This window comes from Planctomycetota bacterium, from assembly GCA_016872555.1.
In the GTDB taxonomy this organism is placed as follows: Bacteria; Planctomycetota; Planctomycetia; order Pirellulales; family UBA1268; genus F1-20-MAGs016.
The window spans coordinates 111,766-124,454 of the sequence record VGZO01000003.1 but is presented as its reverse complement, the minus strand read 5'-3'; the positions used below and the strand labels follow the sequence as shown (position 1 = coordinate 124,454).

The following is a 12,689-nucleotide window of genomic DNA, read 5'->3' as shown; positions in this document are numbered from 1 at the left end:
CGGCGGGGATGCCCACCGTCGGTCGCGGCAGGGCGGTCCGTGATCAGAGCTTCTCGACACCGCGCTGACCAGACGCGACCTCGGCGGTGTCCAGCATTCGGGTCGGCAGGCGTCGTTTGAGCGCGGACCTGCCAGGAAACTGGGAAAGTGTAGGAGGCGGGGCGGTGGCGGGCAACGACGTGGGGCGGACGGGGCCCCGGTGCCGTGGCACAAACGGGGGCCTGATGTCAGGACCGAACGACGCATCTCCCCCGCCGGCAGGGTCGCACGCAGCATGGGCCGGCATCGTCGTGCCGCTGGCGGCGGAAGTCGAGCGTTTGATCCCGCTGGCCGCGACGCTCGGGGTGGCCGATCCCGCCGCCTCCGCTTGGCACGGCCAGCTGTTCGGCAAGCTCGTGCCGCAACTCGCGCGCCCGCCGGTGCTGGTCGTCGCGGTCGGCGGCGGGACCAACACCGGCAAGAGCCTCGTGGTCAATTCGATCGCCGGTGCCGCCGTCAGCCGCTCCACTCCCGAAGCCGCCCGGACACGCCATCCGCTCGCCAGCCTCCCGGCCGGGATGGCGGCGACCGACGACATCGGCGGTCTGTTTCCCGGCTTCGTGCCGCGCCGGTGGGAGTCCGATGCCGATCCGATCACCGCATCCCGACTACCGGGCGAGGCCGAGGACATCCTCGTCTGGAAGGAAGACACCACCGGTCGTCAGCCTGCCGGCGTCGTGCTCCTCGACACGCCCGACATCGACGGCACGCTCCGCGACAACTGGCACCGTGCCGAGTTGGTCCGCAACGCCGCCGACGTGATCGTCGCGGTGCTCACGCAGCAGAAATACAACGACGCTGCGGTGCGCGACTTCTTCCGTCCCGCGGCGACCGCCGGCAAGACGCTGATCGTGGTTTTCAACATGGTCGATTGGCCCCGTCAGCGCGAGCGCATCGCCGGCTGGCTCGCGACGTTCCGCGCCGAGACGGGGAGCGACCCGATCGCCGTCTACGCCGCCCCCTACGACCCCGCCGCCGCCGACCGAAACGCGATCAGCTTTCATCCCCTGCCCGAGTGCACTTCCGGGGATGACCGAACTGCCCCGGAGCACCTCACGGGTACCGAGGTGATCGCCGCACTCGCCGCCGGCGACATCGACCGCATCAAGCTCAAGGCGCTGTCGGGGGCACTGGCCGTGGTCCTCGATCCGGTCGCGGGGGTCGAGGGGTGGCTCGAGGCATACTCGGCCAGTGCCCGGGCCTGGCAGGCGTCGCGGCAGCGTCTCGCCGATGCCGCCCACGTCGAGGTGACGCTTCCCCCGGCGCCGCGCGAGATCGTCTGGAACGAGATTTGGACGTGGCTCGAACCGCGCCGCAGCCGTTTCGACCTCGCCGTCAGCGGCGTCTACAGGCTCGCCGGTCGCGGAGTCGCCTCGGCGGCCCGCGGCATCGGGCTGCGGCGCGACTCCGCCGAGCGCCGCGAGGACTTCGCCGCCGAGGAACTGGCCGCGCTCAAGCGGGCGCTGGGTGGATTCGTCGAGCGGCTCGACGACGCCTGCCGCACCGACGAGCGCCTCGCCGGTGTCCTCGCACCACGGCTGGTGGGGGCCGACCGGACGGCCTGGTTCGCCGACCTTCAGGCCCGCCATGCGGCGCTGCCGGTGATCTCCGACGCCTACCGCGCGTTCGTCCGCGCCGAGCTCGACCGCTTCGCACGCGACAACCCCGCGACGGTCCGTTGGATCCTCGCGGCCCTCAATGCCGGAGCCGTGGCCCGGCCGGCGATCACCGTCGGCCTCGGGCTGGCGGGGGCCGCCGTCGTGCCCGCCGCGGCGGCGACCGCCGGGAGCCTGTCGACGCTGGTCCACACCGCCGGCGACGTCGTCGTCGGCACCGCGGCGACCCTCGCCGGTGAGGGGGCCCTCGGTTTGACGGCCGCCGGGCTCAAGCCGCTGGTCGAGCGTCTCTTCGCCGGCTGGTCGATGGAGCGCTCTGGCGTCCTCGCCGACAGCATCCACGACGTCGTCCTCGGCGACGTTCTGACCGAGCTCGACCGCCTCGCTTCGGCCGGATCCCGTCCCGAGCCGGAGCGGATCCGGCGCTTGCTCGCTGCCGCCCGGGAGTTGGCCTGACATGGCACGACCCGCCGACGACCCGATCGCCGCCCCGGGCACGGAGGTCGACTTCGCCGCCTTCGACGAGCTCGTGACCTCGATCCGCGCCTGGGTGGGGAGCTTTCCGGAATGGCCGCCGGCGCGCGGCGTGCAGGCCGCCTGGGACGGTGTCGAGCCGCGCCTCGACCGGGCACGGCGCGAGCTTTCGCGGCTCCTCGTCGTCGGAGTCGTCGGCGGCACTGGCACGGGCAAGAGCACGCTGGTCAACGCGCTGGCCGGCGGCGAGGTGAGCCCGGCCGGCGACGTCGCCCGTCCGACCACCGTGGCCCCGGTGGTCGTTGCGGCCCCGGACGTCGACGTCACGTGGCTCCCGCTCGAGGCGATCGGCGCCCGGGTCGTGCGCAGCACCGCACCGGCGGTCGCCAACGTGGTCCTCGTCGATTGTCCCGACCCCGACACGCAATCGTCGTCCCCTCCCGGTGCCGAGCCGCGCCCGAGCGACGGCAACCGCAACCGCGACCTGCTCGAGGCGATCCTCCCGGCCTGCGACGTTCTCCTCCTCGTGGCGACGGCGCAGAAGTACCGCTCGTGGATCGTCGCCCGCGAGGTGGTGGCGTTCGCGCCCGGCCGACCGTTGCTGTTCGTCCAGACCCATGCCCAGCGCGATCACGACATCCGTGCCGATTGGCAGCGGCAGCTCGAGGCCGAGGGCTTCACCGTGCCGCGCATCTTCCGCGTCGACGGAGTCGACGCGGCCCGGCGTGGCGCCGCGGGACTGGCACCGGAGCCGGGCTTCGCGGCCTTGGTGAGGGCGATCGACGAGGAGCTCGCCGGCCGCGCGGCGCGGCGCGTGCGCCGCACCGGCAGCCTCGACCTCGCCGGCTGGTTCCTCGGCGAATCGTCGCGGCTCCTCGACCCCTGCGGCGACGGCGTGGCGGCGCTGATGGCCGGCACGGCCGGGGAACGCGCCCGGCTCGAGCGGCGCCTGGCCGACGCGGTCGCCGTCCGTCTCCGCGCCGGCCGTTCCGGTTGGCAGCGCCTGCTGACCGGTGAATTGCTCGACCGCTGGAAGGGGGGGGCATTCGCGATCTTCCTCCACGCCGTGGCGGCGCTGGCCAATCTCTGGCCCCGCGGGCGCGGGGTCGGTGGCGGCGTCATCGGTCGGCTGCTCGCCGGCGAGACGCCCGTGCCGGTCACCGCCGGCCGGGCGTCGTGGCAGTACCTCCACGACCTGGGAATCACCGAGGCGGAGGTCGAGCAGTCGCGGAGCGTGCTTGCGGGCCTGGCGGCGCGGGCCCGGCTCCAGCCACCGCTGGTGGGGCGGGCCTGCCTCGACGAAGCCGCCGTCGAATCCACGGTGACGGCCCTGCTGGACCGGTCCGGCCTGTGGCTGGCCAGCGGCATCGACCGGCTTGTCGCCGAGCGGCGCGGCCGGCTCGACGGGCGCGCCGTGCGCTGGGGGTTCGAGATCCTGTTCTCCGGCCTGGCGGTCCTGATCCTCGTGCGTGAGGGTATCGACTTCTTCCACCGCCGGTTGTGGCTGGGGGAACAGGGCAACGGATCGGGATTCCTCCAGGAGGCGATCGTCTGGCTGGTGCTGTGGGGGCTGGCGTTGCGCTGGCTGCTCCTGGTGCGCCTCCGCGCCGGGCTCGACCACGACATCGAGCGGCTGGTGGCGGGGCTCGGCGACGCCCACCTCGTCGATCCCCTCCTCGCCGATTTCACGGCCGCCGGCGCACGGGCGGCCGGCTACCTCGCCGAGCAGCGGCGGCTCGCGGAACGATGCGCCACGCTGGCCGCGGCACTCGACGAACCCGCGGTGGGACTGGGGCGGCTGCGGAGCAGGGCACCATGAGCGCGGCGGCGCGGTGGAGGATGTCGGCCGGGCTCGCGCTCGCCGTGGTGGCGTGTGCCGGAGGCGCGGTGGCGGCCGAACTCGACGAGGTCCGTCGCCGTGGCGAGCTCGTGTGGGCCGCCGATCAGGAGGGAGGCGGGCCCCACGTCTTCCCCGCGGCCGACGATCCCCGCCGGCTGACCGGCTTCGAGGTCGAGTTGGCCGGCATGATCGCCGAACGTCTCGGCGTCAAGGCACGGTTCCAGCAGGGGGCTTGGGACCGCTTGCCGCTGCTGCTCGGCGGCGTCGCCGACTGCGTGATCAACGGCATCGAATCGACCCCGGTGCGGCGGCGTGACTACGGCTGCTCGCGCCCCTACTTCGCCTACGCCCTGCAGATCGTCGCCCGGCGCGACGGCGCACTCCTGACCCCGGAGATGCTGGTGGCCCCAGGGCCGCGCGGTCCATGGCAGGTCGGCGTGCTGTCGGCATCGGCCGCCGAGACCGAGATGCGTGGCCGGGATCCCGCGGCGGTGTTCGTCCGCTCGTTCGAAGGGACGCTCGATTCGCTCGAGCAGGTCCGGGGCGGCGTCCTCGACGCGGCCGTTCTCGACGACTGTATCTTCACCTTTTACGCCGACCGGTTCCCCGACTTGCGGATGGTCGGCCGCCCGTTCAACGGCGGCGTCTACACCGTGCTCACCGCCCGCGACACCCCCGCCCTCGGCGCGGCGATCGACGAGGCCCTGGGAACCCTGGTCGCCGACGGCAGCCTCGAGGCGCTGTACGACCGCTGGCACCTCGGCGGGCGGCAGCAGATGCTCCTCATCCGTGACTCCGCAGACGTCGCACCGGCGGCCGTGCCGGAGTTCCGCGACCTGCTGCGGCGCGTGGTGCCGACGCTGCTCCAGGGGGCGGGGATGACGATCCTCCTCGCGGTCGTGTCGTTTCCGCTGGCGATCGTCGTCGGGCTCATGGTCGCCATCTGCCGGCAGTACGGGCCGCGCTGGCTCGACAGGACGCTGTCGGTGTACGTCGAGATCCTCCGCGGCACGCCGTTGATGCTGCAGTTGTACGCGATCTTCTTCCTCCTCCCGCGGGTGCCGTGGATCGGTGTCCAGCTCCCGCCACTGGTCTCGGCCGTCCTCGGACTGGCGCTCAACTACTCGGCCTACGAGTCGGAGATCTACCGCGCCGGGCTCAAGGCGGTCCCGCTCGGCCAGTTCGAGGCGGCGCTGGCACTGGGGATGTCGCGCCTCCAGGCGCTGCGGCACGTGGTGGTACCGCAGGCGGCGCGGATCGCCCTGCCGCCGGTGACGAGCGACTTCATCGCGCTGTTCAAGGACACGAGCGTCTGCTCGGTGATCACCGTGATGGAGCTCACGAAACGCTACAACATCCTCTCGCTGACCACGGGGCGGTTCTTCGAGCTGGCTGCGGTGACCGCGATCCTCTACCTGGTGATGAGCTGGCCGCTGGCGCTGTGGGTCCGGCGCCTCGAGCGCCGGCTGGAGCCGCCGGGAACCGGCCCGGCAGGATGAGGCACGGCGCACCGTGATCGAAGTCGAAAACCTCTCCGCCGAGCGGTCGCGCCAGCCCGTCCTTCGCGACGTCAGCCTGTCGGTCGCGCCGGGAGCGGTGACGGTCCTGGTGGGACCGTCCGGTGGGGGCAAGAGCACGCTGCTGCGTTGCCTCACCGGGCTGGCCGAGTTCAGCGCGGGATCGGTGCTGATCGCGGGCCACCGGCTCGACGCCGGTCCCCAGCCGGTCGCCACCCTCCAGGCCGTGCGCCGTGACGTGGGGATGGTATTCCAGCAGTTCAACCTGTTTCCCCACCTCACCGCGCTCGACAACGTGATGCTCGCCCCCCGGGTGGTGCTGGGCCTTCTCCCGGCCGTCGCCCGGCGCCGGGCCACCGACCTGCTCGTGCGGGTCGGCCTCGAGGAGCATGCCGGCAAGCACCCATCCCAGCTCTCCGGTGGCCAACAACAGCGCGTGGCGATCGCGCGAGCGCTGGCGATGCAGCCGAAGGTGATGCTGTTCGACGAGCCGACCAGCTCCCTCGACCCGGCGATGACCGGCGAGGTGCTCGCGGTGGTCGCCGAGCTCGCCCGGTCGGGGCAGACGATGGTGATCGTCACCCACGACCACGGTTTCGCGCGCCGGGCCGCGACCGAGGTGGTGCAGCTCGCAGCGGGGCGCGTCGTCGCGCGCGGGGCGGCCGGCGACCTGCTCTGAGGCCGACCGGAAACGCCGGCGGATCAAAAAACAACTCCGCCCGGGACTTTCGTCCCGGGCGGAGCTCACTGGCCGGAGTCGGGCAATGGACTACCGAATCATCGACCTCGACAGATTCACTTCGCCGAAACGGTCCGGCTGACGGCGACGACCTTGCTCGTCTTCTTCGCAGCCGACGCATCGGGCGTCGAGGTCGCCGGAACCATCTGGCTCACCGCACCGCAGGCCGGCTCGCAGCAGCCGTTGCCGCCCGCACAGTCGGGCTCGGCACCGCAGCCCGGGTCGGAGTCGCAGCAGCTCGTGCAGCCGTGGTGACGCTTCTTCGCCGAGTGGATCGACTTGAGGAGGTCGAGGATCGGCGTCCCACGATGCTTCTTCTTCGCAACCACCGCACCGCAGCTCGGTTCGCAGCAGCCGTTGCCGGCACCGCAAGCGGGCTCGGCGCAGCCATTCCCGGCACCGCAGGCGGGCTCGCAACCGTTGCCGGCGCCGCAGGCGGGCTCGGCACAGCCATTCCCGGCACCGCAGGCGGGCTCACTGCAGCAGCTCGTGCAGCCGTGGTGCTTCCGCTTCAGCCCGTCGAACAGCCCCTTCAGGCCGCCGAACAGGTTGTGCTTCTTCTTGCCGCAACCACCCACCGCTCCGCAGCTCGGCTCGCAGCAGCCGTTGCCCACACCGGCGTCGCACGCCGGCTCGGAGCAGCCGTTGCCACCGTCGCAGCTCGGCTCCGCGCAACCCTTGCCATCGAGGCACCCGCCCCGACCGCCGAAGCATCCGCCGCCGCCGGCGCAGGTCGGCTCGCAGGCATCCGCACAGCCGTTGCCGGCGTCGCACGCGGGCTCGGTGCACGACGTGCAGCCCTTGTGGCCGAGCATCCGGTTGAGGATCTCGAAACCATAGGACTGGCTACAAACGGTGACGCTGAGGGCCAACGCACCGAGGAAAAACATACGCTTCATCGAGCCACATCTCCTTTGCTTGCGGATCACGCGAGAGTGCTTCGTCCCGTTCGCGAGGCGTGTCACCCCGAGGTTGTGATCCACGACCGCTCCGCGGCAGGCCTGTCGAGCCAGTCCGTGACTCGAATCGTTGCAGGTTGCTGCCGCCCCCTGGTTGCCCGACGGGCACAGTGATGCCCCGGGGGACAAAGGGGGTATCGGTCGACTGGGGAAACAGGCTTGAGCGGGCCCGAAGTATTTTTCGAGAAGCGACTTACGGTGCCTGTCAGGCAATCCATGCCGCTCGGCACGGTCGGGCAAGGTGCACCGCGCACCCCCTTGCCACCGTCTGGGTCGCGACGGCACCGACCGCGCCATCGGCCCAATGTGAAACGCAGCGCGGCGCTGCCGGTGAGCAGCGGCCGGCAGGGTCGCGGTGATTGACAGGGTCGCCATCGCCGGTAGAATCCGCTCGACGATCCGGGTGGCCTGCCGGCGCGCTGCGTCGGTGGGCAAACAGGGAACACCGGTGCGAATCCGGGACGGCCCCGCCGCTGTGATCGGGCGATGTTCGCCGGGCTCCGCCTGGCGGAAAGAGGATGCCGTCATCGATCCATTGCCGCTGCGGTCCGGGGTGAAAACCCCGGCAGACCGCGGAGGCGAGAAGGCCGACGGCAGCCGAGCCCGAGAGTCAGAAGACCTCCCCGGCATCATGGGTCGGACGGACCGCGAGGGCGGGACGGCCGGCACGGCCGCGACAGCGGTCGGTTCGATCGCGCGGTAGTCGGGTCTCAGGAGACGATGCGCCTTGCGGCGCGTCGCTTCGGTGGCTTGTCGCCGATGCAGCCGGCACACCGGAGTCAGCCGCTATGGATCCGTTCGTGCCGCGCGGGTGGCGACGGTCCGCCCCGCGCCCGACACGCGCGGGCATGACGCTCGTCGAGGTCCTTGTCGTCGTCGCGATCGTCGGGCTCCTCGTCGGCCTGCTCCTGCCGGCGGTGCAGGGCGCGCGCGAGGCGGGGCGGCGGACGGCCTGCGCCAACAATCTCCGCGGTCTCGGCCAGGCCGTCGCGGTGCACGAGTCGGCTCGCAAGCGCTTCCCGCTCGGCTGCCTGGAGTGCTCGACCAAGGCGCCGCGGAGGCAGCTCGCCTGGAACGTGTTCATCCTCCCGTATGTCGAGGAACCGGGCGCCGCCGCGGCATTCGACGTCGGTCGTTCCTACCGCGCCGCCGAGAACCTCCGCGCGGCGGCGACGGTGGTGCCGTTGTTCCTCTGCCCGAGCACCGCGCGCACTCGCCGTACCGGTCCGACCACCGGGGACCGCAACGGCAATGGCCGCTGGGATCCGGGCGACGGGCTCGCCTACACCGACTACGGCGGGATGTACGGTGTCGCCTATCCGGTGGCCCGGCCGTTGCCGGAACATGCCGGGATGATGCAGTACGAGCGCTCCACCGCCGCCGCCGACGTGGCCGACGGCCTCGCGCACACGGTGGTGGTCGCGGAATGCACGGGACGCGACGGGGCGCTCCAGTCGGAGTGGGCCAACGGGCAGAACATCTTCGACCAGTGGTGGAACAACCCGATCAACGCCAGCCAGAACAACGAGATCTGGAGCGACCATCCCACGGCGGCCGGGGTGGTGTTCGGCGACGGACACGTGGAGTTCGTCGCCGAATCGATCGAGCAGACGGTGCTGCTCGCCCTGCTGACCCGCGCGGCCGGGGATTGATGGGCAAGGCCGGTCCGTCACCGGCGCGGGAGCGTGATGCACGACAGGGAGGAAGCGATGACGATATCGGTTCGCGGGGTGATCGGCGTCGGCGTGCTGGCGATCGTGCTCGGCAGCGGGACGGGCCTGCTGCGGGCGGCCTCCGTCACCGTCGACGATTTCTCCGACATCGGTTTCTGGGCCGGCACCGGCGCCCACGAGGCTGCGCTCGTGCTTCAGTTCCCGACCGTCGCCGGCGGCACGACCCTCGAGCCGGCAGCGGTCGCCTGGGGTTACCGTTGGGACGGTGTCGCGACGTTCGAGTCGCTTTTGTTCGCTCTCGCCGGCCACATCGTCGGCGGGCCGGCCGCCGTGGCAGGTTCCGACCCACGGCTGGCGATCGACGTCAGCTACTTCGGCGCCGAGTTGGGTTACTTCGTCAACGAGATCGCCTACGACCAGACCGGCCTCGGGACCGGATGGTCGCCCGGCGTGCGGACCATCGGTCCCTACGATCCCGACACCGGCGAGTACCCGGCGCAGTACCAGCGCGACGACTCGGGTGGCGTCTGGACAACGGCACCATTCGACCTGTCGGCGGCGGGCATCTCCACCACGTTGCTGATTCCGGGGGGCTGGTACGCCTTCGTCCAGGCCGACGGCAGCGCCGCCACGCTGAGCCTGTCGCAGCCGGTGTCCCCCGTCCCTGAGCCGTCGGCGATCGCCTTGGCCGGCGGTGGTGCCATCGCCGCCTGGGCCGTAGCCGCCCGGCGGCGGAAACGAGGATGACGAGCCACGCCCCCTCGCGCGAGACCGTCCTCGACCACAACGCGCGGGCCTGGGATCGGCTCGCGATCGGCGGCGCGGCCTTGGCCAGGCCCGCGGTCGACGAGGCGTTCGCCGACCCGGCGGCGTGGCTGGCCAGCGGCGCCGGCGGTCGCCGCTGGCTGCCGGAATCGCTCGCCGGTCTCGAGGTCCTCTGCCTGGCGGCGGGAGGGGGCAAACACGGTCCGCTGTACGCGGCGGCCGGCGCCCGGGTGACGGTCGTCGATCTGTCGCCGGCGATGCTCGAACTCGACCGCCAGGTCGCGCGGGAGCGGCGCGTCGCGCTCGATCTGGTGGCGACGTCGATGGACGACCTGGGCATGTTCCGCGCCGGGCGCTTCGATCTGGTGGTCCACCCGGTGAGCACCTGCTATCTCCCCGACGTGACGCGGCTGTTCACGGCGATTGCCAGGGTGACGCGCCCGGGGGGGCGCTACGTCAGCCAGCACAAGTCCCCGGCGAGCCTGCAGGCGGGGCTGCGCCCCGGCAGCGGCGGGCTTTACGAGCTTACCCAGCCGCTCGATTCGCCCGCCGCACTGCCCGCCGCCGAGCCGTCGCGTCTCCGCGAACCGGGGACGCTCGAGTTCGCCCATTCCCTCGACGCCCTGCTCGGCGGCATCTGCCGGGCCGGGTTCGTCATCGAAGATGTCCACGAGCCCGCCCATGCCGATGCCGCGGCACCGCCGGGCGCGTTCGGCCACCGGGCGGGCTATCTGCCCCCCTACCTCCGCATCCTCGCCCGCCGTGGCGGATCCGCCGGCGGTATCGTCGTCGCGTGAGCGGGCCGAGGCGCGCCGCTACACTGCCGTGACCACTCCCCCGGAGCCCCGCCGTGCGCTGCCTCACCGTCGTGCTCACCGTCCGCGACGCCGCCGACGAGCCCCAGGTCCGCACGCTGCTCGGCGAGGCACTGCGGGCAAGCCGCACCGAGCCGGGGTGCCTGCGGTTCGACGTCTACCAGTCGGAGACGGAGCCGCGCCGGTTCACGCTCGTCGAGCACTGGGAATCGGACGCCGCCCTCGACGCCCACCGCTGTGGGAAAGCCTACACGACGATCTACAAGCCCCGGATCATGCCGCTGGTCGACCGCGACGGCCATCCGTCGACGCTCCTCGACTGACCGCCGCCGCCAGCCGGAACCGTCGCCGTGATCCTGCTCATCGACAACTACGACTCGTTCACCTGGAACCTCGTCCAGCGGCTCGGTGAGGTTGCCCCGGCGCTGCCGGTCGAGGTCCACCGCAACGATCGGATCGACTGCGCGATGATCGCCCGGCTCGCCCCGAGCCATCTGGTGATCTCGCCGGGGCCGTGCACGCCCGACGAGGCGGGAATCTCCTGCGACGCGGTCCGCCGGTTCGCAGGGAGGATGCCGATCCTCGGCGTCTGCCTCGGTCACCAGGCGATCGGGCAGGTGTTCGGTGGGCGGATCGTCCGCGCCGGCCGGCTGATGCACGGCAAGGTCGATCGCATCGAGCACGCCGGCCGCGGGCTGTTCGCCGGTCTCGCCAGCCCGATCGAGGCGACGCGTTACCACAGCCTGGTGATCGATCCTCCGTCGCTCCCCCGCGACTTCGAGGTCGACGCCTGGTCGACGGCGCCCGACGGCGCGCGGGAGATCATGGCGATCCGCCACCGTTCGCTGCCGGTGTACGGCGTCCAGTTCCACCCCGAGAGCTTCCTCACGCCCTCCGGCCACGACATCCTCCGCGGGTTTCTCGCCACCGCGGGTGCCGTGCCGGGCGTAACGCCGGCCTGACCCGAGTGGAGAGGCCCGTGATCGATCTGGCGGAGGCGATCGGGCTGGTCGAGGCGGCGGCGCGGCCGCTGGGGCCGCGCCGCGTGGCGCTGGCATCCGCCGACGGCCTCCGCCTCGCCGCGGCGATCGCCGCCGACGGTGATTCGCCGCCGTGGGACAGGGCGATGATGGACGGGTTCGCGGTCCGCGACGGCGACATCGTTCCTGACGGAGTGACCGAGCTCGACGTCGTGGTCGATCTCGCCGCCGGCGACGTCACGGCGCTGCCGATCCCCCCGGGATGCTGTGCGCGGATCATGACCGGCGCGCCGCTCCCCGCCGGTGCCGACGCCGTGGTCCCCGTCGAGTGTGCCCTCGACGGCACCGCCGGCACCCACGCTGGCGGCCGGGTCCGGCTCCGCGACGGGCGCTACCGCGCCGGTCAGCATGTGGCGCGGCGTGGGACGGCGTTCCGCCGCGGCGCGGTCGTGCTGCCGGAGGGCACGGTGTTGACTCCGGCGGCGATCGGGCTGGCGGTCGAGGCCGGGGCGACGCATGTCGTCGTCGCCGCACCGCCGCGCGTGGCGATCCTGGCCACGGGGAGCGAGCTGGTCCCCCCCGACTCGATCCCGGCCCACGGCCAGACGCGCAATTCCAACGGTCCGATGATCGCGGCGGTGGTCCGTGCCGCAGGGGGCGAGGCGGTGGCGCTGGGAAGCGTCGGCGATCGCCCTGAGGCTCTCCGCGCGGCGGTCACCATGGGGCTGGCGGCCGACATCCTCGTGCTCTCCGGCGGCGTCTCGGCCGGCGACCTCGACCTCGTGCCGGTGGCGTTCGCCGCCTGCGGCGTCGCGGAGGTGTTCCACAAGGTGCGGATGAAACCGGGGAAGCCGGTCTGGTTCGGCAGGCGCCCGCGTGGCGACGGACAGACGCTCGTCTTCGGCTTGCCCGGCAATCCCGCCAGCAGCCTGGTGTGCTTCGAGCTGTTCGTGCGACCGGCGTTGGCGATCCTCCGCGGGCTCGCCCCGCGGCAGTGGCACCTGCCGCGCGTCCGCGGCGTCCTGTCGGCGGCGGCGCGCGGGGCGGGCGACCGGCCCGTCTACGCCCCCTGCCGACTTCATGCCTCGGGCACCGGGTATGCCGTCGAACCGCTCGCCTGGAGCGGTTCATCGGACCTGGTGGGACTGGCGGTGGCGGAGGGGCTCATGGTCCTGCCCGCGGGGAGTGGCACGCTCCCGGCAGGGACCGAGGTCGAGGTGGTGATCCGAACGGGGGACGGTGGGTGAACGATGCCGGGAGACCGGCGTGGCC

12 protein-coding genes, 1 pseudogene and 1 riboswitch are annotated in these 12,689 nt (G+C 72.4%); of the genes and pseudogenes, 11 read left to right on the top strand and 2 right to left on the bottom strand.

The annotated features are described in order from the left end of the window. The first annotated feature begins 224 nt into the window (after positions 1 to 224). The 4 genes from FJ309_02015 to FJ309_02000 are packed head-to-tail and all read left to right on the top strand — an operon-like array spanning position 225 to position 6,165. The gene (locus FJ309_02015; GenBank protein MBM3953393.1) at positions 225 to 2,111 is read left to right on the top strand and encodes a GTPase domain-containing protein; all 1,887 of its coding nucleotides are present in this window, start codon (positions 225 to 227) and stop codon (positions 2,109 to 2,111) included. Between the two features lies 1 nt (position 2,112). Then, positions 2,113 to 3,948 (top strand): hypothetical protein, encoded by a 1,836-nt coding sequence (locus FJ309_02010; protein ID MBM3953392.1) that lies wholly within the window; start codon positions 2,113 to 2,115, stop codon positions 3,946 to 3,948. After that, positions 3,876 to 5,468: an ABC transporter permease subunit gene (locus tag FJ309_02005; protein MBM3953391.1), complete on the top strand. Its 1,593-nt coding sequence runs from the start codon at positions 3,876 to 3,878 to the stop codon at positions 5,466 to 5,468. Before FJ309_02010 ends, FJ309_02005 begins: the two co-directional genes overlap by 73 nt. Before the next feature lie 13 nt (positions 5,469 to 5,481). Further along, positions 5,482 to 6,165, top strand: a complete 684-nt coding sequence (locus FJ309_02000; GenBank protein ID MBM3953390.1) for an amino acid ABC transporter ATP-binding protein — start codon at positions 5,482 to 5,484, stop codon at positions 6,163 to 6,165. 116 nt (positions 6,166 to 6,281) lie between these two features. Here FJ309_02000 and FJ309_01995 read toward each other — a convergent pair whose 3' ends face one another. Beyond that, positions 6,282 to 7,124, bottom strand: a complete 843-nt coding sequence (locus tag FJ309_01995; protein ID MBM3953389.1) for a hypothetical protein — start codon at positions 7,122 to 7,124, stop codon at positions 6,282 to 6,284. Between the two features lie 444 nt (positions 7,125 to 7,568). Then, positions 7,569 to 7,826, top strand: a riboswitch (cobalamin riboswitch). 146 nt (positions 7,827 to 7,972) lie between these two features. On the opposite strand from FJ309_01995, the gene FJ309_01990 reads away from it, so the two are divergent. The 6 genes and pseudogenes from FJ309_01990 to FJ309_01965 all read left to right on the top strand — a co-directional run bounded on the left by FJ309_01990 (position 7,973) and on the right by FJ309_01965 (position 11,926). After that, positions 7,973 to 8,836: a DUF1559 domain-containing protein gene (locus FJ309_01990; protein MBM3953388.1), complete on the top strand. Its 864-nt coding sequence runs from the start codon at positions 7,973 to 7,975 to the stop codon at positions 8,834 to 8,836. 36 nt (positions 8,837 to 8,872) lie between these two features. Continuing rightward, a complete protein-coding gene (locus tag FJ309_01985) occupies positions 8,873 to 9,604 on the top strand; it encodes a PEP-CTERM sorting domain-containing protein (protein ID MBM3953387.1) in 732 nt (243 codons plus the stop codon). Beyond that, positions 9,601 to 10,419, top strand: coding sequence for a class I SAM-dependent methyltransferase (locus FJ309_01980; GenBank protein MBM3953386.1), 819 nt, complete (start codon positions 9,601 to 9,603; stop codon positions 10,417 to 10,419). Before FJ309_01985 ends, FJ309_01980 begins: the two co-directional genes overlap by 4 nt. 53 nt (positions 10,420 to 10,472) lie before the next feature. Beyond that, positions 10,473 to 10,760 (top strand): antibiotic biosynthesis monooxygenase, encoded by a 288-nt coding sequence (locus tag FJ309_01975; GenBank protein MBM3953385.1) that lies wholly within the window; start codon positions 10,473 to 10,475, stop codon positions 10,758 to 10,760. Between the two features lie 27 nt (positions 10,761 to 10,787). Continuing rightward, positions 10,788 to 11,399: an aminodeoxychorismate/anthranilate synthase component II gene (locus tag FJ309_01970; GenBank protein ID MBM3953384.1), complete on the top strand. Its 612-nt coding sequence runs from the start codon at positions 10,788 to 10,790 to the stop codon at positions 11,397 to 11,399. Further along, positions 11,396 to 11,926 (top strand): annotated as a pseudogene (locus FJ309_01965) (molybdopterin molybdenumtransferase MoeA). The gene FJ309_01970 and the pseudogene FJ309_01965 overlap by 4 nt, the downstream one beginning before the upstream one ends. Here FJ309_01965 and FJ309_01960 read toward each other — a convergent pair. Beyond that, on the bottom strand, positions 11,821 to 12,156 hold the full coding sequence (locus tag FJ309_01960; protein ID MBM3953383.1) for a hypothetical protein: 336 nt from the start codon (positions 12,154 to 12,156) through the stop codon (positions 11,821 to 11,823). The pseudogene FJ309_01965 and the gene FJ309_01960 sit on opposite strands and share 106 nt — an antisense overlap. A gap of 166 nt (positions 12,157 to 12,322) precedes the next feature. Here FJ309_01960 and FJ309_01955 point away from each other — a divergent pair, with 166 nt between their 5' ends. Next, positions 12,323 to 12,664: a hypothetical protein gene (locus FJ309_01955; GenBank protein ID MBM3953382.1), complete on the top strand. Its 342-nt coding sequence runs from the start codon at positions 12,323 to 12,325 to the stop codon at positions 12,662 to 12,664. The last annotated feature ends 25 nt before the right edge of the window (positions 12,665 to 12,689 follow it).

Coding starts and splice junctions, on each gene's coding strand:
- FJ309_02015 (MBM3953393.1), top strand. CDS start 225: ATGTCAGGACCGAACGACGCATCTCCCCCGCCGGCAGGGTCGCACGCA.
- FJ309_02010 (MBM3953392.1), top strand. CDS start 2,113: ATGGCACGACCCGCCGACGACCCGATCGCCGCCCCGGGCACGGAGGTC.
- FJ309_02005 (MBM3953391.1), top strand. CDS start 3,876: ATGCGCCACGCTGGCCGCGGCACTCGACGAACCCGCGGTGGGACTGGG.
- FJ309_01995 (MBM3953389.1), bottom strand. CDS start 7,124: ATGAAGCGTATGTTTTTCCTCGGTGCGTTGGCCCTCAGCGTCACCGTT.
- FJ309_01990 (MBM3953388.1), top strand. CDS start 7,973: ATGGATCCGTTCGTGCCGCGCGGGTGGCGACGGTCCGCCCCGCGCCCG.
- FJ309_01985 (MBM3953387.1), top strand. CDS start 8,873: ATGCACGACAGGGAGGAAGCGATGACGATATCGGTTCGCGGGGTGATC.
- FJ309_01980 (MBM3953386.1), top strand. CDS start 9,601: ATGACGAGCCACGCCCCCTCGCGCGAGACCGTCCTCGACCACAACGCG.
- FJ309_01960 (MBM3953383.1), bottom strand. CDS start 12,156: ATGTCGGCCGCCAGCCCCATGGTGACCGCCGCGCGGAGAGCCTCAGGG.